The organism is Wukongibacter baidiensis (assembly GCF_050888315.1).
Taxonomy (GTDB): domain Bacteria; phylum Bacillota; class Clostridia; order Peptostreptococcales; family Caminicellaceae; genus Wukongibacter; species Wukongibacter baidiensis.
This window is the reverse complement of sequence record NZ_CP138202.1, coordinates 1,054,262-1,080,598: the sequence shown is the minus strand read 5'-3', so window position 1 is coordinate 1,080,598 and position 26,337 is coordinate 1,054,262. Positions and strand designations below refer to the sequence as shown.

General features: G+C 33.8%; 21 protein-coding genes and 1 other RNA gene. 21 read left to right on the top strand and 1 reads right to left on the bottom strand.

Translation table 11 applies throughout. From position 1 onward, the window contains the following. Nucleotides 1-319: 319 nt before the first annotated feature. The 8 genes from R9X47_RS05170 (at nt 320) to R9X47_RS05135 (ending at nt 10,232) form a co-directional block, all read left to right on the top strand. Nucleotides 320-1,390 (top strand): sugar-binding transcriptional regulator, encoded by a 1,071-nt coding sequence (locus tag R9X47_RS05170; protein WP_432665662.1) that lies wholly within the window; start codon nt 320-322, stop codon nt 1,388-1,390. A gap of 2 nt (nt 1,391-1,392) precedes the next feature. After that, nucleotides 1,393-2,400, top strand: coding sequence for a type I glyceraldehyde-3-phosphate dehydrogenase (gene gap / locus R9X47_RS05165; protein WP_432665661.1), 1,008 nt, complete (start codon nt 1,393-1,395; stop codon nt 2,398-2,400). Nucleotides 2,401-2,504: 104 nt separating this feature from the next. Further along, nucleotides 2,505-3,674, top strand: a complete 1,170-nt coding sequence (locus R9X47_RS05160) for a phosphoglycerate kinase (protein ID WP_432665660.1) — start codon at nt 2,505-2,507, stop codon at nt 3,672-3,674. 40 nt (nt 3,675-3,714) lie between these two features. Continuing rightward, complete coding sequence (gene tpiA, locus R9X47_RS05155) at nt 3,715-4,461, top strand: triose-phosphate isomerase (RefSeq protein ID WP_432665659.1); 747 nt, start codon at nt 3,715-3,717, stop codon at nt 4,459-4,461. Nucleotides 4,462-4,491: 30 nt separating this feature from the next. Beyond that, a complete protein-coding gene (eno, locus tag R9X47_RS05150) occupies nt 4,492-5,784 on the top strand; it encodes a phosphopyruvate hydratase (RefSeq protein WP_432665658.1) in 1,293 nt (430 codons plus the stop codon). Nucleotides 5,785-5,965: 181 nt separating this feature from the next. Further along, nucleotides 5,966-6,199, top strand: a complete 234-nt coding sequence (gene secG / locus R9X47_RS05145; RefSeq protein ID WP_432665657.1) for a preprotein translocase subunit SecG — start codon at nt 5,966-5,968, stop codon at nt 6,197-6,199. Nucleotides 6,200-6,305: 106 nt separating this feature from the next. Beyond that, nucleotides 6,306-8,285: a sodium-translocating pyrophosphatase gene (locus R9X47_RS05140; protein ID WP_432665656.1), complete on the top strand. Its 1,980-nt coding sequence runs from the start codon at nt 6,306-6,308 to the stop codon at nt 8,283-8,285. A 291-nt stretch (nt 8,286-8,576) separates the two neighbouring features. Beyond that, the gene (locus R9X47_RS05135) at nt 8,577-10,232 is read left to right on the top strand and encodes a methyl-accepting chemotaxis protein (RefSeq protein ID WP_432665655.1); all 1,656 of its coding nucleotides are present in this window, start codon (nt 8,577-8,579) and stop codon (nt 10,230-10,232) included. Nucleotides 10,233-10,452: 220 nt separating this feature from the next. Here the strand turns inward: R9X47_RS05135 and R9X47_RS05130 are convergent, their stop codons facing one another. Next, entirely contained in the window at nt 10,453-11,100 is a 648-nt protein-coding gene (locus R9X47_RS05130) for a superoxide dismutase (protein WP_432665654.1), read from the bottom strand. Nucleotides 11,101-11,388: 288 nt separating this feature from the next. Between R9X47_RS05130 and R9X47_RS05125 the strand changes: the two genes are divergently transcribed. The 13 genes from R9X47_RS05125 (at nt 11,389) to R9X47_RS05065 (ending at nt 26,148) form a co-directional block, all read left to right on the top strand. Beyond that, nucleotides 11,389-11,649 carry a YkuS family protein gene (locus R9X47_RS05125; protein WP_432665653.1) on the top strand — a complete coding sequence of 87 codons (261 nt, stop codon included), beginning with the start codon at nt 11,389-11,391 and terminating at the stop codon, nt 11,647-11,649. Nucleotides 11,650-11,935: 286 nt separating this feature from the next. After that, complete coding sequence (gene rnr, locus R9X47_RS05120; protein WP_432665652.1) at nt 11,936-14,050, top strand: ribonuclease R; 2,115 nt, start codon at nt 11,936-11,938, stop codon at nt 14,048-14,050. Nucleotides 14,051-14,336: 286 nt separating this feature from the next. After that, nucleotides 14,337-15,152: a Cof-type HAD-IIB family hydrolase gene (locus R9X47_RS05115; protein WP_432665651.1), complete on the top strand. Its 816-nt coding sequence runs from the start codon at nt 14,337-14,339 to the stop codon at nt 15,150-15,152. 79 nt (nt 15,153-15,231) lie between these two features. Next, nucleotides 15,232-15,705, top strand: a complete 474-nt coding sequence (gene smpB, locus R9X47_RS05110; protein WP_432667583.1) for an SsrA-binding protein SmpB — start codon at nt 15,232-15,234, stop codon at nt 15,703-15,705. A gap of 60 nt (nt 15,706-15,765) precedes the next feature. Then, nucleotides 15,766-16,122, top strand: a transfer-messenger RNA (tmRNA) gene (gene ssrA, locus R9X47_RS05105). A gap of 272 nt (nt 16,123-16,394) precedes the next feature. After that, nucleotides 16,395-18,365: an ATP-binding protein gene (locus tag R9X47_RS05100; RefSeq protein ID WP_432665650.1), complete on the top strand. Its 1,971-nt coding sequence runs from the start codon at nt 16,395-16,397 to the stop codon at nt 18,363-18,365. 5 nt (nt 18,366-18,370) lie between these two features. Next, complete coding sequence (locus R9X47_RS05095) at nt 18,371-19,747, top strand: sigma-54-dependent transcriptional regulator (protein WP_432665649.1); 1,377 nt, start codon at nt 18,371-18,373, stop codon at nt 19,745-19,747. A 201-nt stretch (nt 19,748-19,948) separates the two neighbouring features. After that, nucleotides 19,949-20,971, top strand: coding sequence for a TRAP transporter substrate-binding protein (locus tag R9X47_RS05090; protein WP_432665648.1), 1,023 nt, complete (start codon nt 19,949-19,951; stop codon nt 20,969-20,971). A 194-nt stretch (nt 20,972-21,165) separates the two neighbouring features. Next, nucleotides 21,166-21,654, top strand: a complete 489-nt coding sequence (locus R9X47_RS05085; RefSeq protein ID WP_432665647.1) for a TRAP transporter small permease — start codon at nt 21,166-21,168, stop codon at nt 21,652-21,654. 13 nt (nt 21,655-21,667) lie between these two features. Then, nucleotides 21,668-22,984, top strand: a complete 1,317-nt coding sequence (locus tag R9X47_RS05080) for a TRAP transporter large permease (RefSeq protein WP_432665646.1) — start codon at nt 21,668-21,670, stop codon at nt 22,982-22,984. An 80-nt stretch (nt 22,985-23,064) separates the two neighbouring features. Then, a complete protein-coding gene (locus R9X47_RS05075) occupies nt 23,065-23,883 on the top strand; it encodes a 3-keto-5-aminohexanoate cleavage protein (protein WP_432665645.1) in 819 nt (272 codons plus the stop codon). A gap of 422 nt (nt 23,884-24,305) precedes the next feature. Next, nucleotides 24,306-25,142: a DUF975 family protein gene (locus R9X47_RS05070; protein WP_432665644.1), complete on the top strand. Its 837-nt coding sequence runs from the start codon at nt 24,306-24,308 to the stop codon at nt 25,140-25,142. Between the two features lie 109 nt (nt 25,143-25,251). Beyond that, nucleotides 25,252-26,148, top strand: a complete 897-nt coding sequence (locus tag R9X47_RS05065; protein ID WP_432665643.1) for a hypothetical protein — start codon at nt 25,252-25,254, stop codon at nt 26,146-26,148. Nucleotides 26,149-26,337 lie beyond the last annotated feature (189 nt).

Here is a 26,337-nt window from a genome sequence, read left to right as displayed (position 1 = left end):
GTAAGAAGAGTATAGCGATATAGGTCGAGCATTACTTTTTAAGCTAAAAGAAAGGTATTCTGTCATTAGGGCAACTTTTATTGAGGTCACTTCTTGAAGAAAATTTTGACCAAAGCGAAAGGTTTCAATGCCTTGAAGCTTCTATTTTGTTAATTAGTGCTTAAAATGAAAAATAATACGATTTTTACTATTGAAATTTTTTGGTACTAATTGTATAATTAATTTAGATATTTTTTTGAAGGGGTCGGGACGAAAAGAATACATGCGGACATCATTCGACCCGATGTTTCATCATTCTATAATAGAATGGGGTGCTGACTTGGAAAATAAGAGAAATGAAAAGGATATTTTTGAACTAGACGAGTTAATAGGTGTTTTAAATAACATGGTTCCAGATTTTATGGATGTTATTGAAATAAGATATAGTGTTTTAAGAGTAATAAATTTTCTTGGACCAATTGGTAGAAGAAGCCTTTCAGACAAACTAGATTTGACTGAAAGGAATATTAGAACTGCGTCGACTGCCTTAAAAAAACAGGGTCTAATAAATATTACTCAAGAAGGTATGAATATTACAACAAGGGGAAAAAATACATTAGATAGATTGAAGTATGTATTCCATATTCTAAAGGGACTAAAAGTTTTAGAAGATCAGCTTAAAGACATATTAAAAATAAAGAAAGTTATAATTGTCCCAAATTCTTCTGACGATGATCCTTTTATGGATAAAGAAATGGGTAAAACAGCAGCTAATTACTTGAAGACTAGAATCAAAGACAATTCAATAATTGGGCTGACTGGTGGGACTACTATATCACAGCTTGTTATGGAATATAGAAGTGACAAAACTAGATTTGATAATATTACAATAGTTCCCGCTAGAGGGGGACTAGGTAAAAGAGTGGAGTATCAAGCTAATACTTTAGTTCAAAACTTGGCTAATAAATTAGATTGCAATTACAAAACCCTGTATACTCCAGATTTCTTATCAAAGGATACTATAGAAAGTCTGCTTAAAGAGCCTTCTATAAAGGAAATAGTTGAGCTTATTGAAGATATAGATATATTAACATTTGGAATTGGTAGAGCAGATGCAATGGCAGGCAGAAGAGGACTAAGTGGTCAAGAGATAGAAGCGCTTATTGAGAAGGGTGCTGTATCAGAGGCCTTCGGATATTACTTCAATGAATCCGGAGAAATAGTCCATGAGATAAGTACCATTGGTATTAAACTTGAAACATTTAAAAAGCTTGAAAACCTAATTGCTGTTGCCGGAGGTAGTGATAAGGCAGAGGCAATAGTTTCAATATCTAAACTAAATAAAAATCTTACTTTAGTTTGTGATGAAAGTGTAGCTAAAAAAATTATTTATAAATATAAGGAGGAATAAAAATGGCAGTAAAAGTTGCGATTAATGGATTTGGTAGAATAGGGAGATTAGCTTTCAGACTAATGTTTGATAGCCCAGAGTTTGAAATTGTTGCATTAAATGACTTAACTGATGCAAATACTTTAGCTCATTTATTAAAGTATGATACTGCTCAAGGTACATACAAAGTAGACTCAATAGAAGCTAAAGAGGGAGCTATATCTGTAGATGGTAAGGACATCAAAATCTACGCTCAAAAAGATCCAGAAGATTTACCTTGGGGAGAGCATGACGTTGATGTTGTAATCGAGTGTACAGGATTCTTCAGAACAAAGGAATTAGCAGAAAAGCACATCAAAGCAGGTGCTAAGAAAGTAATCATCTCAGCTCCAGCTAAGGGCGACATGAAGACAGTTGTTTTCAACGTAAATCATGAAATCTTAGACGGTAGTGAAACTGTATTATCAGGTGCTTCTTGTACAACTAACTGTCTAGCTCCAGTTGCAAAGGTATTAAATGATAAGTTTGGTTTAGTAAAGGGATTAATGACTACTATTCATGCATATACAAATGACCAAAATACATTAGACGGTCCTCATAAGGATTTAAGAAGAGGTAGAACAGCAGCTCAAAACATCGTTCCAACTACTACTGGTGCTGCAGTTGCAGTAGGTAAAGTACTACCAGAATTAAACGGTTTACTTGATGGTGGAGCAATGAGAGTTCCTACTATGACAGGTTCACTAGTTGACTTAACAGTTGAATTAGGAAAGAACGTAACTGCTGAAGAAATCAATGCAGCAATGAAGGAAGCTTCAAACGAAACATTAGGATACACAGAAGATCCAATCGTTTCATCTGACATCATTGGAACAGAGTATGGTTCATTATTTGATGCTGGGTGTACTAAGGTATTAGAAATAGATGGAAAGCAAATGGTTAAAGTTGTTACTTGGTACGATAACGAAATGTCTTACACTGCACAATTAGTAAGAACTGCTAAGTATTTCGTAGACTTAATGAACAAGTAATATTCATAAATCAAAATGATTATAATAATATAATAGCGGAGCATTTTAGTTCCGCTATTTTTTGACATGAACCTATCATGTGAAAAACATAGGAGGTTATATAAATGGCAAAGACTGTAAAGGACCTAGAATTAAAGGGTAAAAAGGTATTAATTCGTGTTGACTTTAATGTTCCTGTTAAAGACGGAAAAATTACAAATGACAATAGAATAGTGGCTGCACTTCCAACAATAAACTATGTTGCCCAGCAAGGTGGAAAGGTTATATTATTCTCACACTTAGGTAGAATAAAGACTGAAGAGGATAAATTAACAAAAACTCTTAAACCTGTTGCTGACAGACTTGCAGAACTTTTAGGTAAAGGTGTTAACTTTGTTCCAGCTACTAGAGGCGAAGTGTTAGAAAATGCTATAGCTGATATGAAAGAAGGAGAAGTTTTACTTTTTGAAAATACAAGATTTGAGAAGGGTGAAACTAAAAATGATCCAGAACTAGGTAAATACTGGGCATCATTAGGTGATGTATACATAAATGACGCATTCGGTACGGCTCATAGAGCCCATGCTTCAAATGTTGGAATAGCACAGCATTTAGAATCTGCTGCAGGGTATCTACTAGAGAAAGAGATTAAGTTCATAGGAGGAGCCGTTAGTAATCCTGAAAGACCACTTATTGCAATACTTGGTGGTGCAAAGGTATCTGACAAAATCGGAGTTATTGAGAATCTAATCGCAAAGGCAGATAAGATATTAGTTGGTGGAGGTATGATGTTTACATTCCTTAAAGCACTAGGAAAGAACATCGGTAAGTCACTAGTAGAAGAAGACAAGATAGAATTAGCTAAAAGCCTATTAGAAAAGGCTGGAGACAAAATAGTACTACCAGTTGACACAGTGGCTGCTAAGGAGTTTAAGAATGATACTGACTATAGAACAGTTAGCGTTGATGCAATAGCTGAAGATGAAATGGGTCTTGATATTGGCGAAGAATCAGTTAAGTTATTTGCCAATGAGCTTGCAGGTGCAAAAACTGTAGTTTGGAATGGGCCAATGGGCGTATTCGAAATGGAAAACTTCGCAAAGGGTACAATTGGTGTTTGTGAATCAATTGCAAACCTTGAAGGTGCTACTACTATCATTGGTGGTGGAGACAGTGCAGCAGCAGCTATGGATTTAGGTTATGCTGACAAGTTCACTCATATTTCAACTGGTGGTGGAGCTTCATTAGAGTACTTAGAAGGTAAAGTTTTACCAGGAATCGATTGTTTAAAGTAAATAACATATAATAATGAAGATAAATATGTGAGGTGAAGACATGAGATTACCAATTATCGCAGGAAACTGGAAGATGCATATGACTAAGGATGCTGCATTAGAATACGTTTCTGAACTGAAAGAAAAGGTTAAGGGAACAGATGTAGAAGTAGTTATATGTCCTCCGTATACATTGCTAAGTATATTAAAGGAAGCAACTGAGGGTACTAACATAAAAATTGGTTCACAAAATATGCACTTTGAAGAGAAGGGAGCCTTTACAGGTGAAATCTCTCCTATAATGTTAAAGGATCTAAGTATAGATTTTTGTATAATTGGTCACTCTGAAAGAAGACAGTATTTCGGTGAGACTGACCAAACAGTAAACAAAAAGATTAAATCTGCATTGAACCATGGTATTAAACCAATAGTTTGTGTAGGTGAAACTCTTGAAGTAAGAAAAGAAGAAAAGACAGAAAGCTTACTTAAAGAACAAGTTACCGAGGCTTTTAAAGGAATCAGTGCTGAAGACACAAAAAACATTGTTATAGCATATGAACCTATTTGGGCCATAGGAACTGGCGAAACAGCTACACCAGAAATGGCAAATAGCGCAATCGCTTACATAAGAGAAGTAATCAAAGGGCTTTACAATGACACTATTTCCGAGGAAATAAGAATTCAATACGGTGGAAGTGTTAAACCAGCCAATGTAGAAGAATTAATGAAGCAGGACGACATTGATGGAGCATTAGTTGGTGGAGCAAGCTTAGAGGCAGAAAGTTTTTCACAAATAGTGAACTTTTAAAAATAAATAAAAACTTAGGAGGTTATTAACATGGCTAATATAATTGGTGTTTATGGTAGAGAAATCTTAGATTCTAGAGGTAATCCAACAGTAGAGGTAGAGGTATACCTTGATGACGGTTGTATGGGTAGAGCTGCGGTACCATCAGGTGCATCTACAGGAGCATTTGAAGCAGTTGAGCTTAGAGATGGTGACAAGGGAAGATTTTTAGGTAAAGGTGTAACTAAAGCAGTGCAAAATGTAAATGAAATTATTGCTCCTGCAATAGTAGGTAAAGAAGTATTTGATCAAGTAGGTTTAGACGAATTAATGATTGAATTAGATGGAACTGATAACAAAGGTAAATTAGGTGCAAACGCAATACTTGGAGTTTCAATGGCTATTGCTAAAGCTGCTGCAAGTACATTAGGTTTACCTATATATCAATACTTAGGTGGAGTAAATGCGAAAACTTTACCAGTTCCAATGATGAACATATTAAACGGTGGAGAGCATGCCGACAATAACGTTGATATTCAAGAGTTTATGGTAATGCCAGTTGGAGCTAAATCCTTCGCTGAAGCTTTAAGAATGGGTGCTGAGATATTCCATAACTTAAAGAAGGTATTAAAGGATAAGGGATTAAACACATCTGTTGGTGATGAAGGTGGATTTGCTCCTAACCTAACTTCAAATGAAGAAGCATTACAAGTTATCATGGATGCAATCAAGATTGCTGGTTACACACCAGGTGAAGACATTATGTTAGCTCTAGACGTAGCTGCTACAGAGATATACAACAAAGAAGAGAAGAAATACGAATTAAAGGGAGAAGGCTTAGTTAAAACTTCTGAAGAAATGGTAGAGTTCTACAGTGACCTAGTAGAAAAATATCCAATTATTTCTATCGAAGACGGTCTTGATGAAGAAGATTGGGATGGATGGAAGCTAATGACTGAAAAGTTAGGAGACAAAATCCAAATAGTTGGTGATGACCTATTCGTTACTAACACAACAAGACTTTCAAGAGGTATCGAGAATGATACAGCTAACTCTATTCTTATAAAGTTAAACCAAATAGGTACAGTAACTGAAACATTAGATGCTATAGAAATGGCTAAGAGAGCTGGTTACACTTCAGTAATTTCTCACAGATCTGGAGAAACTGAAGATTCAACAATAGCTGATCTAGTAGTTGCTGTAAACGGTGGTCAAATAAAGACTGGTGCACCTTCTAGAACAGATAGAGTTGCTAAATACAATCAATTACTTAGAATAGAAGATTTACTTGATAAATCTGCAAAATTTGCTGGTAGAAATGCATTTTATAACATTAAAAAGTAATAGAAGTGTATAAACTAGTAAATAATAGTAATAATATTTAAGAGGGTAATTTATACCCTCTTAAATTATGATTTTAATAGGCAAAGGTTTTCACAAAAATACTTTCTTATTATTGTGTTGATTTTGAAAAACTCCTATGTTAAAATTATTGTGTTAAGCTTGAGAATAGGAGGTGGATGGGATGAAAATGGTTTTTATGGTACTGCAAGTTATAGCTAGCTTAATTTTAATTATTAGTATATTGTTACAATCGGGTAAAAGTGCTGGATTGTCAGGATCAATAGCTGGTGGTGCAGAGCAACTTTTAGGAAAGCAAAAAGGTAGAGGTTATGATGAAATGCTTTCAAAGGTTACAAAAATAGGAGCAACAGCATTCATAGTTTGTTCTTTAGCGTTAGTATTTTTGCAAAAATAAAAAAATTAATTGTAGTGATGTTAAAGAGAATAATAATCACATTATTCTCTTTAAATAAGTAAAATTAAAAATTGAATATTTATTTGGAATGTGAGGAGGCAGTTTAATGAACTATTTATTTTTAGCACCTATTGTGGGAATAATCGCAATAATATTTGCTTTTGTATTGACTTCTAGAATTAACAAAGTTGCCGTTGGTAACGAAAGAATGAAGGAAATATCTTCATACATACAAGAAGGTGCTATGGCATTTTTAACAAGAGAATATAAAGCATTAGGAATTTTTACAGCAGTTCTTTTTGTTGTAATTGGTATAGGATTAAAAAGCTGGCTAACGGCTGTATGTTTCTTAGTTGGGGCATCATTCTCAGCTTTAGCTGGATTCATTGGTATGAAAGTTGCTACCAAGGCAAATGTAAGAACTGCAAATGCTGCAAAAGAGAGTGGGATGAACAAAGCTCTTTCTGTAGCTTTTTCAGGTGGAGCAGTTATGGGAATGTCTGTGGTTGGTTTAGGAATATTAGGTGTTGGTACGCTGTACTTAATACTTAAAGATCCACAAATAATTACAGGATTTGCATTAGGGGCTTCATCTATAGCATTGTTTTCACGTGTTGGTGGTGGAATTTATACTAAAGCAGCTGACGTTGGTGCTGACTTAGTTGGTAAAGTAGAAGCAGGTATTCCAGAGGATGATCCAAGAAACCCGGCAGTTATCGCCGATAACGTTGGTGATAACGTTGGTGACGTTGCAGGAATGGGTGCTGACTTATTTGAATCCTATGTAGGATCTATTATAGCAGCCATCACATTAGGTTTAGTTGCTGAGGGAACTAATGGGGCAGTATTTCCTTTAGTATTATCATCTATAGGAATCATTGCATCAATAATAGGTACGTTCTTTGTAAAGGGTGATGAAAACTCTGACCCACATAAAGCTCTTAAGCTTGGAACATACGTAAGTGGTATCGTTGTTGTTATTAGTGCATTAGTTTTAAGTAGAATGTTCTTTGGTAGTCTGAACGCATTCTGGGCAATTACTTCAGGATTGATAGTAGGATTAATAATCGGACAGCTTACAGAAATATATACATCAGGTGAGTTTGGATCAGTTAAGAAGATTGCTAAGCAATCAGAAACAGGACCAGCTACAACAATAATCAGTGGTTTAGCAGTGGGAATGCTTTCAACTGCATATCCAATACTTTTCATATCTGGTGGAATTCTTTTAGCATATAACTTTATGGGACTTTATGGTATAGCTCTAGCAGCAGTAGGAATGCTTTCAACTGCAGGTATAACTATTGCAGTTGATGCTTATGGACCTATAGCTGATAATGCAGGTGGTATTGCTGAAATGTGTGAACTACCTAAAGAAGTAAGAGGTATTACTGACAAGCTTGACGCTGTTGGAAATACAACTGCAGCTATTGGTAAAGGTTTTGCAATCGGTTCTGCAGCACTTACTGCACTTGCGTTATTTGCATCATATTCAGAGGTTGCGCAAATAAGTAGTATAGATATTCTTAATCCAAAGGTTGTTGTAGGTTTATTAATCGGTGGAATGCTTCCATTCCTATTCTCTGCAATGACAATGGAATCTGTTGGTAAAGCAGCAAATGAAATGATCGAAGAAGTTAGAAGACAATTTAGAGAAATACCTGGAGTTATGGAAGGTAAGGCAAAGCCAGAATATGCTAAGTGTGTTGATATTAGTACGGCATCAGCATTAAAGGAAATGTTAGTACCTGGTATAACAGCAGTTCTTGCACCTATTGCTACTGGACTGATATTAGGAAAAGAAGCATTAGGTGGACTATTAGCTGGTGGACTAGTAACTGGTGTACTTATGGCTATATTCATGGCAAATGCAGGTGGAGCATGGGATAATGCTAAGAAGTACATTGAAGAAGGACATAACGGTGGAAAAGGTAGCGAGCCTCATAAGGCAGCGGTAGTTGGTGACACTGTTGGTGACCCATTCAAAGATACTTCTGGACCATCAATCAATATACTTATAAAGCTTATGACTATAGTTGCATTAGTATTTGCACCATTATTTAATGCAATCGGTGGATTATTCTAATATAGTCTAAAATGTATACATAACCCTACTCTTGAGAAGAGTAGGGTTTTATTTTTTCTAATAAGAAATGATATATCGTAGTTAGTCAAAATATTAAATACCTATCTCGTCAGAAGAGATGGGTATTTAATATTTTTCAGAAAATACAAAAAAAATAGTCCTTACAGACTATTATGAATTTTAAAAAAATAAAGAGGATATACCAAATTTTTGTAGAATAATACTTAATGATGGTGAAATATATCACAAAAAAACAGTGTAAGTATCAGACTAAAAGAAGGGAGAGAAGCAATGAAGAGGATTTGGCATATAAACTTAATATTTTTAGGTATCATTTTTGCAGTTATTATATTATTTAATGTTTACGTATCTCCAGCAATAGACTCAAATATAACTAATGCACTTGTTTTAACATTATTACTATTTACTTTAGTAAGTATATATGGTGGGATTGTGAAGAAGCAATTTACTAAATCTATAACTACTATTGAAGAATTTTTAGAAGCCTACTCCGAAGGAAATTTTCTAGTTGAGCTTAGAACAGATCTGAAATTTAAAGAGTTTAAAAGCATCGAGACGAACATAGCAAAGCTAAGAGAGAAAATGAAAGAATGGTTATATAATACTATACATGCTGAAGTACATTTAGCGGATATGGCTACAAAGCTTAGTGAGAACTCAAAGGATTCCTATGTTAGTATGCGAGATATATCGGAAAATGTTTCTGATATTATAGAAGGATCTGCAAGAGCAGCCAGTGATTCTTCTGAAAATGCAGCTATCTCAGAAGAACTAGTTGGAACGAATACGGAGATATCATCCTATAGCAATAATGCTAAGGATTTTGCTTTAGAATCAGTTGATGTAATAAAAAAGGACATTAAAGTTATTGAAGAAGCCTTGGATAATGTAGTAGAGATTGGAGAAATAATTAGAAACTCTTCTGGTCATGTAGACTCTTTAAAGGAGTTTTTATTATCAATATCTAGTATGTCAGATGCAATTACAGAGATTGCCGAGCAGACTAATTTACTTTCATTAAATGCTTCGATTGAGGCAGCAAGAGCTGGTGAATCAGGAAGAGGATTTGCAGTTGTTGCTGATGAAATAAAGAAGCTTGCTGATCAAAGTGCACTGACGGCAAAGGAAATTAATAATAAAATAGTATATATTCAAGAAAAGATGAATGAAGTTACGGATGTTATGGATACAGGAGTAGAAAAATCTCAAGGAGTAAAAAGCGTCAGTGAGAATGCTACGAAAAATCTATCGAATATCAGTGACAAAATATTAGAAATGGTAGAGTTGATTAGTAATATTTCAAGTAGTGTTGATGAACAAACGAGGGCTTCGGAGTCTTTAGCTAAAAATATTGAAAGCATTGCGAAATTTACATACGAAACAGATAAAATAACAAGGGTAATTGATGAAAAAATAATTAGCCAAGTTGAGAAAATAGAAGAAAATACTGAAATATCAAGTAACATTACAGATATATCCGTGCAATTTGATAAGTTTATATCGTCATTGGAAAAGCAAATCGATAATGAATTGATTGCAACATGTGAAAAACTTGCCTCCCATTTTGATAAGAGTAAACTAAATAATGAGGCATTGCAGAGGCTGTCTAAAGGGATAGGTGTCTCCGAAATTTATGTGACTGATAATAACGGGGTAGTTACTTATTCAAATAATTCTGAAGCAGTGGGATTTGCCTTTAGAGATGATATAGAAGCACAGACCTATGAGTTTTATCAGATATTAAAGGACTCAGGCCTAAAGGTAGCTCAAAGAATAATGAAGAGAGATTTAGATGATAAATACTTTAAGTATGTTGGTATTTCCAGAAAGGACTCAAAGGGAATAATTCAAGCTGGACTTAGCTTAGAAGATATTCTTAGTTTTAGAGGTCAGTATGCACTTGATGGGTTAGATAAAATGAGCTAGGCAGATGCCTAGCTCAGGCTGTTGATAAACCTGAATTTCTTCATTGTTGCTTCAATCAAGAACCCTTACGTATGTCTTTATACGCTGCGGTCTCTTGCTTTCAGCACGCCTCGAACTTCAACTTTTTCAACAGCCTGTCATCTTGTTGACTTTGTCAACAATCTGAGCTAGGCGATTGCCTAGCTTTTTTTTATCGAGGTATCGATGTCTATTTACTTTACTACATAAAAACAGGATAGTATCTTGGCATGAAATTCATAGTAGGCAATGTACTCATTAGCATATTATAGAGCGCCAATCGTGTATTTACTACGTCAAAGTTAATATTCTTCATAAAGACATCGATGTACTTGCTTCTATCGATTCCAAAATCTATCATATATGCATGCTCATAAACATCTAAAACAAGCAACGGAAAAGCATTCCAAACAAGACCTTGGTCATGGGAATCCTGGCCATATATATGGAGTCTGTTGTCTATCGGATCTATGGCAAGTACTGCCCAGCCCCTCATACTTAACCCAACATCCTTAAAACGCTCTTCAAAATTGGAATATGAACCATAGTCTCTCTCAATAAGATCTAAAATAGGACCGTAAGGCTTATTAGAATTGCCACCTAGGTTTTCGAAATAAAGTTCATGAAGCTTTACACCATCTAAGGCATAGCTTTCTCCTAATTTTAAGCTTCTCATGGAGCTATAGGTTGTATTTGGGCTCGGATAATCTTCTCTCTTCTCTAGTATGCCCCATATCTCGTTTATTTTCTTTACATATCCCTCATAAAGCTTATAATGCTGTGATAATTGATTCATAGATATTCCTTTTACATCTCTTAAATCAAATTTCTTTGCTTTTATTGTACTCACTTCTCTTCACCACCAAAAAAATTTCTTCCTAATATAATATGCATAAAAATGACTACTTGTTATAGCTAATTATTATAAATTTTAATTGAAGCTTGAATTTGGAGTCAAAGTCAATTCTTAAGTAAATGCTTATTGGGTATAAATATATTAATTCTTGAAAAACTATATATAAAGAGTTCCAAGCAAATCTCAATTTATACATATCAAATTATCCGATGCTTCTTGTGAGTTTTGATGTGTATAAGTTAAAGTTTTGACTGGAATCTCAATATAACGGAGGTGAATAAAATGGGAAAAACAATAGGAATTCAGACTAAACTGAATGAAATAGCTGAGGCACTTACAGTAAATGGTTTTGATGTATCAGATATGAATGATAAAAATAGAGAGTTCGACGCTATTATATACTACAATGACAAAGAGAATTCATCTCAAAATGATGAGACGATAGATTCGATTTTAAAGAAGAACGATTATGAGGTATTAAAAATCAATGCAGCTACAACAAATATTGATGATATCATGAAGATTTTAAATAAGTTAACCTAAACTAAGTATCAAGAAAATATCATATATGATATAATAACAGATGGTATTTTTTACTATATAGAACGCACTTATAAGTCTAGATTTTGATTTCTTAAATAGCTAACGTTTCAAGGCTTTTTAAGGAATCAAAATGTAACAAAGTCTTCTATAAAGATTTTCAAAGTCAACTTTGTTGAAAAACACAACGTAAATTATATTTATCTATAACTTTAAGCAGTTTATAATTTCCTATGTGTTATAAAAGACTTATTGCGATTTCTATAATATTAAAACAGGAGGTGTTGATATGGTATCTAAAGAAATACTCCTCGAGTTTATGAGAGAACAAGCCTATAATCCTATGTTAGATAGTGAACTTGCAAATGTTTTCGATATAAAAAGCATTGAGATGGGAGAGTTTTTAAACCTCCTTGAGACAATGGAAGATGAAGGAGCAGTTATAAAAACAAAGAAAAGAAGATTTGCCGTTCCCGAAAGAATGAATCTGGTTGTAGGAAGACTTCAAAGCACTCAGAAGGGGTTTGGATTTATCATTCCAGACAATACTGAGCTAAGTGATGTCTTTGTACCGGCTAGTGACTTAAATGGAGCTATGCACAATGACAGAGTAATAGCAAGAATGTCAAAAAGTGTAGGACAGGGGAAAAGAGCAGAAGGGGAAATAATCAGGATATTATACAGAGCAAACAAAGAAATAGTAGGAACTTATGAGAGTAGTAAAAACTTTGGATTTGTCGTATCCGATGACAAAAGAATAAACTATGATATATACATACCTAAAAGCGAGACAAATGGTGCTAAGGATGGATATAAGGTTGTGGCCGCTATAACTAGATGGCCAGAATCTAGAAGAAATCCAGAAGGGAAAATCATTGAAGTTCTAGGTCATAAGGATGATGCTGGGACTGATATTGTATCAATAATTAGAAAATTCAAGTTGCCTGAGGCTTTTCCAAGAAAGGTTTTAAATGAGGCAGATAGTATTCCGGACAAGGTTTCTGAGGAAGAAATAGCTAAAAGAAGAGACCTTAGAGATATGAATATCGTAACCATAGATGGGGCAGATGCAAAGGATCTTGATGATGCTATTTCTGTAGAAAGACTACCAAATGGAAACTATAAGCTAGGAGTATATATAGCTGATGTTACATATTACGTTAAAGAAGGAAGTGCCTTAGACAAGGAAGCACTAAAAAGAGCAACCAGCGTATATTTAGTAGATAGGGTAATTCCAATGCTTCCTAAGAGGCTTTCTAACGGTATCTGTAGTTTAAACCCTAAAGTAGACAGATTGACAATGTCTATATTTATGGAGATAGATAAAAGCGGTAAGGTAGTTAGCCATGAAATATTTGAAGGTGTAATTAAAACTAAGGAAAGAATGACCTACACCGATGTTTCAGATATATTGGAAAAAGAAGATCCAGAGCTTATGAAAAGATATGATTATTTAGTAGAAGATTTCAAAGCAATGCAGGAGCTTGCTACGATTCTATCTAGTCGCAAGAACAGAAGGGGAAGTATTGATTTTGATTTCCCTGAAAGCAAAATAATACTAGATGAAGAAGGTAAACCAGTTGAGATAAAGAAAGCTGAAAGAAGAATAGCTAATAGAATAATTGAAGAATTTATGATTGTTTGTAATGAAACTATAGCTGAACACATGTATTGGCTAAAGATTCCATTTGTTTATAGAGTTCATGAGTTGCCTTCAGCTGAAAAAATATCAAGCTTCAATAAGTTTATACACAATTTTGGATATCATCTTAAGGGAACCTCCGAGGAAGTACATCCAAAGGCATTACAGGATCTACTCAAAAAAATCGAAGGTAAAAAGGAAGAGCATATTATCAGTACCCTTATGCTTAGATCTCTTAGACAGGCAAGGTATTCACCAGAAAACCTAGGTCACTTTGGCTTAGCTTCAAACTATTATAGTCACTTTACATCACCGATAAGAAGATATCCTGATCTACAGATTCATAGAATTATTAGGGATATGCTAAATGACAAACTAAATCAAAATAGAATATCAAAACTTAAAGGAATAGTAGCAAATGCTGCTGATCGTTCGTCAGAAAGAGAAAGGGTAGCAGTAGAAGCTGAGAGGGAGACAGACGACCTTAAAAAGGCTGAATACATGTCATATCATGTTGGAGAAGAATTCGATGGTATAATATCAAGTGTAATATCCTTCGGAATGTTTGTTGAACTAGAAAATACTATTGAAGGCTTGGTAAGGATAAGTACTCTTGTAGACGACTACTATATATTTGATGTAGAAAATCACCTTTTTAGAGGAGAGCGAACCAATAAAGTCTTTAGACTAGGTGACGAAGTAAGAATTAAGGTTTCTAATGTAAATGTATCTCAGAAAGAAGTTGATTTTGTAATAATCTAATGTTAGGGCATTAAATAAATAGTATACCAAATAAATTATTATTAGCAATCGATATTATCCCAGATTAATCATAGAAAGTTTGAAACGGTACAGATAGTTTTAAATTTTCTATGGATAATCTGGGAGTGTATAGCGATTGCTTTAAACATGCCGTTAATTATGGTAAGATAGATGGATGAAGGAAGACTTTTGAAAACTAGATGTAAGAACTATATAGGTTTACATTTTTACAATACATAATTAATCTTAGTAAATTATACTTATTGATAGCAAAGGAGGATGTAACTTGAAATATAAATTAATAGTCACAGATATGGATGGGACTTTACTAAATAGCAAAGGTGAAGTATCTACGGAGAATAAAGAAGCATTAATGGAATTGCAATCTAGAGGGATTCATGTTGCGATAGCTACTGGTAGAATATATACAACAGCAAAGGTATATGCTAAGCACTTAGGTATAGTAACCCCTATAATCTGCTGCAATGGAGCCATGGTTAAAAATCTAGAGAATAATGAAAAAATATATAGCAAGGCCATCCCTAAAGAAGACTGCTTAAAGATAGTAGAGATATGTAGAGAACATGATTTATATTTTCATTTTTATAGTGATGACACAATATTCGGTGAACAACTTAAGAACAAGATGCTCTACTTTTCTGAATGGGCTAAGACATTAAAGGAAGAGGATAGAATAAAGATTGAAATAGTTAAGGATATTAACGAGGTTTTTGAAAGAGAAACTATCTATAAGTTTGGAATACAGACTGAAGATTTAGAGCTTTTAGATATTGTTGGAGAAAAAATCAATTCCACCTTAAATTGTGAGGCCCATAAATCACTATCAAATATGCTCGATATAATGAGTAAAGGGGTTACTAAGGGTAATGCAATTAAAAACCTTGCTGAGTCATTAGGGGTTAAGCAGGAAGAGGTTATTGCCATTGGTGATAATGAGAATGACATAAGTATGATAAAGTATGCAGGTCTAGGAGTTGCCATGGGGAATGCAGAGGATAAAGTTAAAGCAGTAAGCAACTTTATAACAGATACCAATGATAATCATGGTGTAGCAAAGGTAATCAGAGAGTTTATGCTTTAAGAACTATAAAAGATATTGACAAGGGTTTGGAAATATGATATTATATTATTCGCATCCAAAATAGAAAGTGAAGTTGGTGCTGAGTATGGCTAAAGGAAAAGTAATAGCAAACAACAAAAAAGCAAGACACGAATACTTCGTAGAAGAAACATACGAAGCCGGTATTTCCTTAAAGGGAACTGAAGTAAAATCCATTAGGCTTGGTAAGGTAAACTTAAAGGATGGCTATGCTGAGGTTAAAAATGGCGAAGTTATTCTGCAAAACGTGCATATAAGTCCCTATGAAAAGGGAAATATATTTAATGTAGAGCCTACAAGACCTAGAAAATTATTACTTCATAAAAGGGAGATTAGAAAGCTTATAGGTTATATCAATCAAAAAGGTCTAACTCTAATACCACTGAAGCTATACATTAATGATAGAGGTCTAGTTAAACTGCAGCTTGGTGTTTGTAAAGGTAAAAAATTGCATGATAAAAGAGATACCATAGCAAAAAGAGATTCAGATAGAAGGATACAAAAAGAATTAAGACAACGACAAAAGAACTACTAAAATTTAATATATAAGTTACAAACAGCTCTTAAAAGGTGCTCTGAGTACCTTCATATACCTGGGGGCGTACTGGTTTCGACGGGGGTATGGAGCTATAAGTAGCGAGCCGTGTTTTTTGCTTGGGGTACACGTTAAAGAACTGGGCACTTAAATATAAACGCAGATAATAATTACGCTTTAGCAGCCTAAGGGCTGCTCGTCCCTCCTAGGCCTACCGGCCGCTTAGGACTGGACGTCACTATGCCGGGAACCGCTATTAGGGTTGTCTCGACCTACTAGCGACTAATTGAGACTGGTCAGAAGGATAGCCTGTCATTGGGCGCTCCGGAAGACGAGACTTTAAAACAATGAATGCGCTCGGAGAAGCTTATAGTAAAGTGCTTTCGGACAGGGGTTCGATTCCCCTCGCCTCCACCAATATAAGAATAAAACCTTGATTCAAATTAATGAATCAAGGTTTTTTATATGCCCGTAAACATTTTATAGAAGAATTAGATGATATGTTTCACCTACAGCTAAGAATTTATATGCTAATATAATTTTGAAAGTGGGTAAAAGCTCATAGATTAATTAAGTACTTCTAGAGAAATATCTTAAAATTTTGAAACTATTAAGTAAAACTTTGAAGGAAATCCAATAAAAGTAAGAGAATTATATAAAAACATTATTTAGTAAATCGTGGAGGAGTTATGAAAAGGGGAAAGATATTAGTCTTAATTACACTTCTAATTATTTGCGGCATCGGGATGAGAAAGTTAGACATAAATTTAAGATATAATATGGGGATGCGTGAATATTACAAATATAACACAGAATTAACCGAAAAGGAAAAAGAGTTGTTGAAGGAAAAGCACTTTCTTGTGGGGGTTTATAATGATCCACCCTTGTCATTTATTAATGAATTTAATAATTATAATACTGGGATTATGGTGGATTATTTGTCCCAGTTAGAAATTGAATTAAGAAGTAATATTCATCTAAAAGTAGGATCGCAGGACTTTTTAATCGATGCAATGAGAAGTGATGATTTGGATGTCATGGTTATGGAAAATACATATCAGAATAGAAAAGAGTTTGATATAAGTCAGTCTCTATGTGTTATTAAGGGTAAAATACTAGTAAAGAATAATTCCGTTATTAAGGAGATAGAAGACATAAAGGATAAAACCTTAGTGGTATTGGAGCGAGATAATGAAGATGAGCGTATAAATAAATACTTTGAAGATAATATAAATGTCAAAATCCTTGAAGTGGATAATATATACCAGTGTTTTGCTTTAATAAATAATAATTTAGTAGACGGATTTGCAGGAGATGATATGGAGGTTGCCCATTTCCTTAATGTAACTAATAGAGGGGGAAGCTTTAGGTTTCTAGAGCCTACTCTATATGAGAAAGAAATGTGCTTGGCCGTAAAGAAAGAAAATCCCTATTTACTTGATATATTAAATAAAGGCATAATTGGGCTAAAGAAAAAGAATTTGATAGCACAGACTCAATACAAATGGCTTGGAAATTTCGATACCGATGGTATTGACTTAAATAATATTGAGTTAGCTTATAAAATATTAATTGCAGGCATATCTATTATAGCTTTTTTTTCAAGCTGGAATTATCTTATAACTCAAAGAGTTAATACGAAGACCAGAGAGCTATCTGAAAGTAAAGAAGAATTGCGTCTTATTATTGATACAATGCATAGCGGTATTATGGTTATAGAATGTGATTCTATGATTGTAGAATGTAATGATACGGTTACTGGTATAACAGGTATCCCTAGAGAAGATTTAATAGGATCTGATTACAACGATATCAAAGCTTTGGAGCCCTTTGTTAACACTGACAATATGAATCAGGTATTTAATGTGGGAAGATCTTATTATTATGTTACCACTCAAGAAATTGCAAATAGTAAGAGTATGATTATAATTGATGACTATACAGAAAAGTATTTTAATGAAAAGAGGGCCAGACAGGAATCCAAGATGATAGCTGTTGGGCAACTGTCTGCTGGTCTTGCTCATGAAATAAGGAATCCATTAGGATTAATAAAAACCTACAGTTATATCATTGAAAAACACCGGATTAATGAAATTTGTGATCATGCTATCCTAGTTATAAATGATTCGGTTGCAAGAATTAATAAGCTGATAGAAAATCTATTGAGATTTTCAAAGCTTTCAAATGACGAAACCAAATCGGTAAATATAGAAAATTTATTAAGCTTAATATTAGAATTAGAAAAAAAGAATATAGAACAGAACGAAATAAGGATTATTAGTAATATCAAAGGTGAATATTCAAGGGAAGTCTTGATTAATGAAGATGTATTAAGGATGCTATTACTGAATCTTATAAACAATAGTATTGATTCCTTTAAGGGTGTTCAGAGAGAAGAAAAGAAAATTTATTTAACGATAATTATTGAAGAGGACTATTTAAAGATAGAGGTTATGGATAACGGCTGTGGAATTGAAAAGGAAAAGATTGAGAATGTATTTGATCCTTTTTACTCTACCAAGGAAAATGGCACGGGCCTCGGTCTATATATTATCAGTACAGAAATATCTAATAATGATGGAATGATAACAGTAGAAAGTAATTTTGGCGAAGGTACAAAGTTTGATATAGTTCTACCTATTAAGAAAATAAAGGAGTAATGTACATGGTTGAGAAAAAGGGGTATAAAATATTAATTGTAGATGATGAAATAGAGTATCAGAAAGCTCTATCTTTCATACTTTCAGATGTTGGATATGATGTAGCAACTTGCTCCAATGGGAATGAAGCTCTTGTGCATATTGATAATAATGTGGTGGATCTTGTGCTTACTGATTTAAAAATGCCTGTCATGGATGGAGTTGAACTGATAAGGAGAATAAAAGAAAAATACGATGATGTTGATATAATAGTTATGACAGCCTTTGGGAGTATTGAGAGTGCAGTTGACTCAATGAAATATGGTGCTATAGATTATTTCGTCAAAAGCGGTGAGATGAAAGAATTGGTTATGAAGGTTGATCGATTGGCTAAGATACATAGATTAGAGCGGAGAAGCAACTTTTTGCTTGAGAATCAGAATGGAACTGAATTATTTATTGAATCTAGGAACGACGAGTATTTAAAGCTTTTGGAAATGTGCCAAAGGGCCGCTGATACAGGCATTAATATCTTACTGTTAGGAGAATCTGGAGTTGGTAAGGAAGTCATCGCCAATTATATTCATCGATTAAGTAATAGAAGGCAAGAGCCCTTTGTTCCTGTCAATTGTCAAGTTTTTCCTGAGGGAGTAATAGAATCTGAGTTATTTGGACATGAAAAAGGTTCATTTACAGGAGCTATTGATACTAGAGTGGGGAAGTTTGAACAAGCCAACCATGGGACATTATTCTTAGATGAAATTGGTGACTTACCAATTGTGACACAGGGAAAATTACTAAGGGCTATAGAAAGCAGGAGAATAGAGAGACTTGGAAGTAATAAAACAATAGACTTAGATGTACGGTTTGTTTCAGCTACAAATAAAGACCTTTCACAGCAAATACTTGAGGGAGATTTCAGAGAAGATTTATTATACAGAATAAATACACTGACTCTACGTATACCGCCTTTAAGAGAAAGAAGAGAAGACCTACCTGCACTTATTAATTTTTTTATTAAAAAAACTGAGATGGACCAAAAGAAAAAAATAAAGTATGTCGATGATAATGTAATGAATTTTTTACTGCAATATAATTATCCAGGAAATATCAGAGAGCTTAAGAATATAGTTGAAAGAATGATTGCATTAAGTAAAGCTGGTATTGTTACGGTCAATGAAATATTAATGCCTATAGGCTGTGTTAATGAAAATCTATCACAAGTTAACGATTGCAAAAAGTCATTGCAGAATGCTCGATCAGACTTTGAAAAGAATTTTATTGAAGAGGCTTTAAAAAATAATAATTGGAATGTCACAAGAACAGCCGACGAATTAGAAATAAGTTCAAGACAACTATGGAATAAGATTAATAAATATAAGATGGAGCTTAAAAAAGTGTGAATAAATTTTCAGTGTTAAGTAAGAAAGTGTGAAGAATAGTTCGCACTTTTTGTTTATATATAAATATCAATTATTAGTAAATGAGTATTGTACTGAGACAAAAGGTTGTTAATTGATTTCAAATAATTGGCATGACAGTTGCTTATATAGAATAACGATAGCATCATTGATGTTAAAAATTATGAGAAAGGGTTGAAAAACATGAAAAAGGGGAAAGTGTTGGCTATTATATTAACATTGGTGTTGGTAATGAGTTTTATCGGAGGTTGTGCAAGTAAGAAGGCAACTGTATCGGAAGATGGACCAATTGTTATCAAAATTGGACATACTGACTCGTCGCAAAGATCGACTCACAAATGGAGTGAAGCTTTAGGAGAATATTTAGAAAAAGAAGCTCCTGGTAAGTTCAAAGTGGAGGTTTATTCAGATGGACAATTGGGAGATACCCCAGATTTGGTATCGGGTATTAAAATTGGAACTGTTACAATGATGTTTGACTTATCATCAGTAATTACGTCAGCATCAGGTCCAGATTCAACTTGTATCGATTTACCTTATTTATATCCTTCCTTTGAAGCCTGGGAAAAGGGTACATTTGAAAATGGTGGACTAGAGCTTTTCAATGAAACTCTAAAAGATTCAGGCTACTATTGTATAGATATGTACTATAACGGCATGAGACAAGTGATCAGTAGAGATAAGATTTATAGTACAGAAGATGATTTAAAAGGGCAGAAAGTTCGTATTGCACAGAATGACTTAAATATTGAAATTTGGAAAGCTATGGGAGCCAATCCGACACCTATGGCTTGGGGAGAAGTTGTAACTTCATTGTCTCAAGGACAGATTAATGCATTGGACCACTCCTTAGGTGTGTTTAATGATTTTAATCTACATGAAATTGCTCCATATGTAACATTAACAAATCATGCTAGCTCTCCATTTCCGATTATCTGTTCAAGAGAATGGATTGAAGCTTTAGATCCAGCAGATAGAGAAGTATTGGAAGCAGGCGTTAAAGAAGTTGCCAAGAGTCAAAGGGCAGAAGAGTTTGCTAAAGAGCAAGGCTACATAAAGCGATTTATAGATGAAGGCGCAGAGGTTTATGAATTAACTGCTGATGAAATAAAGGCATTTGAAGAAGCTGTACAGCCAGTATATGATTATCAACGTGGAATAGTTGGAGATGAAATGATTGAGAAATGGCTAAATACACGTCCTTAATGAGAGAAATTACAAAATGATTAATATAGATATATTGAGGCAAGCAATTGCCTCTTGTATTTATTATGCAAATGCTTGGAAGGCCAAGAGAAAAATCCCCTTGGCTAATGAGGCATTTTAAGAAGTCAGGTGTTTTCTAATATAGTATGAAAGGAGGTAGCTCATTACTCCTTTACCGGGGTAATGGTATAGATATGAGAAAAAAAGTTTTGAAAGCTTTGGAGAAAATCGAAGATACTGTCCTGATAACTATGTTTATTGCGATGGTGGGTGTAATCTTTTTTCAAGTCATTATGAGATATGTCTTCAACAATTCACTATCTTGGTCAGAAGAACTAGGTAAATTTTTATTTGTATGGCTTTCGTGGCTGGGAATAAGCATAGGTCACAGAAGAAAGGAACATATAAAAATTACATTGCTGGTTGATAAATTACCATATAAGTTAAAGAAATCAGCAGAAGCAATAACAGAACTGATCTTAATTGTTATTTGTGGTATTACAATGTATTACGGAGTTATAATGATGAACATACAAATGAATGTCCCTTATGCAGGAATTAAAATCAGTACAGCATGGGGATATTTGTCTCTTGTGCTTGGATGCGGAATCTTTATAATCAGGGCAGTTGCATACTTTTTAGATGCAGTCAAATGTATTCTGAGGAATGAAATAATTACATAAGGAGGGAGCTATAATGGCAGTACCTGTATTATTTATTGCATTGTTTGTGATGCTATTGATAGGCGTTCCTGTTGGATTTGCAATAGGTGGGGCTACTATGGTATCAATGGTTGCCTATTCAGACTTAAACATGGCTATCAACGCTCAATACTGTTATAGCGGGATATTCTCATTTACTGTAATGGCAATACCTTTTTTTATGCTGGCTGGTCTTATAATGTCAACCGGTGGAATAGCTAGAAGAATTGTCAATTTTGCATCTGCATTAATAAGCTTTGTAAATGGAGCCATCGGTTGTGTAACAATCATTGCATGTATGTTCTTTGGTGCTTTATCAGGATCTGGAATGGCGACAACATCAGCAATAGGTGGGATGATGATTCCAGAGATGAAAAGGAAGGGATATGATCCGGCTTATGCAGCTACAATAGTTTGCTTTGGGGGTATTGTCGGACCAATCATTCCTCCGAGTTTATCCTTTGTATTATATGGGGCGTCAACGGGGGTATCGATTTCACAATTATTCTTGGCAGGAGTATTGCCAGGAATATTAATGGGTATTTTGTTTCTAGTGGCAAACATTGTAATTTGCACTAAAAACGGAGTTGATTTAAAACAAAAAAGAGGTAATGGGGCGGATGAAAAAGTACCTCTGGGCGAAGCTATGAGATATAGATTTTCAGAAATTGTTAAAAGTATAAAAGAAGGTTTTTGGGCGTTATTATCTCCAGTTATCATTCTAGGAGGTATTTATTCAGGTGTTTTCACCCCTACGGAAGCGGCATGTATATCTGTTGTATACTCAATTATAATAAGTTTATATGTATACAAAGATTTAACATGGACAGGGCTGAAAAAAGTGTTTTTAGATACAGCAGTATTGAACGGTATAACCTCATTTTTGTTAGGATATTCCACTGTGTTTTCTACATTTATGACTTATGAGAGAATTCCAAAGATGATTACAGAGTTTTTGACAAGTGTATCATCCAATCCTTTAATTGTATTGCTATTTGTTAACTTAATACTGTTAGCTGTAGGTTTATTCCTCGATACGGTTCCAGCTATTATTGTTATGGCTCCGATGTTAATGCCAACAGTTAAAGCATTGGGTATTAATCCTGTACACTTTGGAGTATTGATGGCTGTAAACTTAGCGTTAGGTTTGTGTACACCTCCTTACGGATGTAATCTATTTGTAGGTGCAGCTGTTGCTAAGATAAAAATGGAAAATATGTTTGCGCATATTGTGCCATTGTTTATAGTAGGCTTAATTGGATTAGGCTTAATAACCTATATACCGTGGCTATCACTTGTATTTATTAGGTAGATCAATAGTTGGAGTTGGGATTAACAAATTCCTGCTCCTCTTTCGTTTTAGGGAAATCTTTTATAAGGGGGAATTTAGAGATGGAAAAATTAATAATAACTGCTGCGCTAACTGGAGGAGAGGTAACTAGAAAACAACAACCCAATTTACCTCTAACTCCCGATGAAATAGCTAATGCTGCTTATGAATGTTATAAAGCTGGGGTTTCAATTGTTCATGTTCATGCAAGAGATGAAAATGGTGAACCTACTCAAGATTATCAAACAAACAGAATAATTGCTGAAAAGATAGCAGAAAAATGCGACGTTATATTTGAACCATCAACAGGTGGGTCTATTTGGCATACATTTGAAGAAAGAATGCAACCTTTAAAATTAGATCCTGAAATAGCAACTTTAGATGCAGGTACATGCAACTTTGGAGATGGGGTCTTTATGAACTCTCCAGAGTATATTCATAATTTTGCTGTAGAAATGAAGAAAAGAAACATAAAACCTGAATTTGAAATTTTTGAAAGAGGAATGATAGAAAATGTTTTACGTTTAGTAAAAAAAGGTTTAGTTACAGAACCTTTATACTTTGATTTTGTTCTTGGTGTTCCTGGTGCTATGCCTGGAAATATTGAAGATTTAGTATTCTTAGTAAATAGCATACCAAAAGGAAGTATTTGGACCGTTGCAGGAATAGGAAGATACCAGTTGCCTTTAGCTGTTCATGCTATTGCCATGGGAGGTCATGTTAGAACTGGTTTTGAAGATAACATTTATTATCATAAAGGACAATTAGCAGAGTCAAATGCCCAATTAGTAGCTCGAATAGCACGCATAGCAAAAGAAATGGGGCGTGAAATTGCGACACCAAATGAAGCTAGAGAAATTTTAAGGTTGCCTCAAAAGTAATTTAGACTTTCGTGAAGCAGTGTAAATGCAGGATATGAGTACTAAAGTTAGTAGTATTTACATCTGGATTTATAGGAGCAATAATCAGTAGTGGATTTCGCCTACTACGTCTCGCATCCACCAATATAAGAATAAAACCTTGATTGGGATAAACGAATCAAGGTTTTTTCATATGTTCATAAATCAGTTTGATAGTATCTGACATCGTTTTTTTATATATGCTTGTTCGACCTTTGATTAATAATCACTCTATCTTACTCAACAAAAATAGTGAAATATCGACAAAAACAGCTAAAGGAATTCTACAAAAATTGCAGAAACAGTATATCTGCAGATGAATTAAAAGAAAAGGGATATAAGTTTAAATATGTTCCAGCTTTTTTGATTTTGAGTATAATAAATAGGAAAAGGCGTGAGAGATTATGGATAATGAAAATATAAATAATAGTAGTTTTAGTAGGAAAGAGTTAAAGGATAGAGCTAAAAAAGTATTGTATAAAGGATGGAGATCAATATTTTTAGCAATTGTTATAAGTATGATATTCGGGGTTGTTAGTAAAGATACGGATTTTAAGTTTAATAAAAAAGAGTTTTTTAATGTGGAGATAAATAAAGAATACAATATTGAAGAACATGAAGAAATTTATGATAGAGATAAATTTACTTATGATTTTAGTCCGTTACCTTTTATTGTTTACAACTATACTTTTACTAGCTTCGATGCAGTACCGACTATTATGATTATCATGGGAATAGGTACTATTATTTTAACTATTTTATTTCATGTATTTATTTTTAATATTATATTCCTTGGTTTAAAAAAATACTTAATGCTTAAATCAAAAGGAGACGATTCTAGGATAAGAGTTTTATTTGAGATGTTTTCAGATCCAAGATATATACACTATGTAAAAGTATTATTTAAGAAAGATTTAGAGATAATTCTTAGAATGTTATTATTAATTATACCAGGTATAATACACTCATATCGTTTACGAATGATCCCTTATTTATTAATAGAAAATCCAGAAATTACTTTTAAGGAATTAAAAGAAAAAAGTGATTTATATACATATGAGAAAAAATCCGAAATTTTTGTTCTAGATTTGTCTTTTATAGGATGGGAGTTATTAGTTAGCTTTATACCTCTTATTTTAAGTATTAATATTGGAATGATTCCACTGGCCGCGTATAGGAACTTAACTGATGCAGAACTATATTTTGATTTAAAGAAAAAAGTTGAAAAAGAGCTTGATTAAAATTATATTGAACTGTACTTGAACATGCTACTTTTAATACAGCAATATGTCAAAGTGACGTCCTAGATCAATTATGAAGATAATTTATATAATGGAGGAGGTGTAGTTTATGAAAAGGAAAATACTATTCATTTTATTATGTTTTATAATAATATCTATTATCATGCCGACAACAGCTTATGCTGATATAGGCCCAAAACCTTCGGTTGTTATTGATTTTGAGGGACTTGAAGATGAAAGTTATTATGTGACTTTGCTGTCCGGAGTATCTTCTACGGGACCGCATAGTGTGTTAGGTGAATACCCCAATAATCAACGCTATCACGAAGGCGATGAAGAATATAGAATTTGGCAGAAATTTTTATCCTATGAGGATAAAGACGGGTTTCACTTTTTACAGTATTTTGAAAACTGCACCGATACTCCCGAGTTTACTTGGGGTTATTATCCTCCACCAAAATTTAAGATACTACTTTATTTCCCGAAGCAGGACAGCTTTGCTGTGAGCGAAGATGTTTATGAGCGATATGCTTTTGACAGCTATTATAAGGTAGATGCAAAGGGCTTAGATATACAATCGAATACAATCAGTTATACCATAAAAGCAGAAAAAAATTACGATTATACTTGGGAGATGGTTTCCCTCTTTATCAGAATCATTGCAACCATAGCGATTGAAGTTCTTATTGCATTATTTTTTGGTTTCAAAGAGAAGAAACAGCTTTTGATTATAGGCGTTGTAAATATTATAACCCAGTCGATGCTCAATATTTTACTTAATATCAGTAGCTACCATCATGGCAATATGATGTTTGTATTTAACTATGTGTGGATGGAATTACTGGTGTTCACCATAGAAGCTGTTGTATATTCCAAATTTCTACACAAGTACAGCAGTGGAAAATTCACGGAAAAAAGGCATGTTGTTTTATATGCTCTAACAGCAAATGCATTATCATTTATTGTTGGACTTTATATTGCACGCCTGATACCAGGAATTTTTTAATTAGTACTCTGTTTTTTACAGAGGGGTCGATTCTACGACTCTGAGTATAATACATATATGAAAAAGTGTTTTAAATTCCAAGTATCCATAAAATTAGCATTTGATATATTGAAAAAGTGAATTGTAATATCTATTCATGGATTTAAATAACCACTCTTCGGCTCAACCAATATATAGAAAGACCCTTGA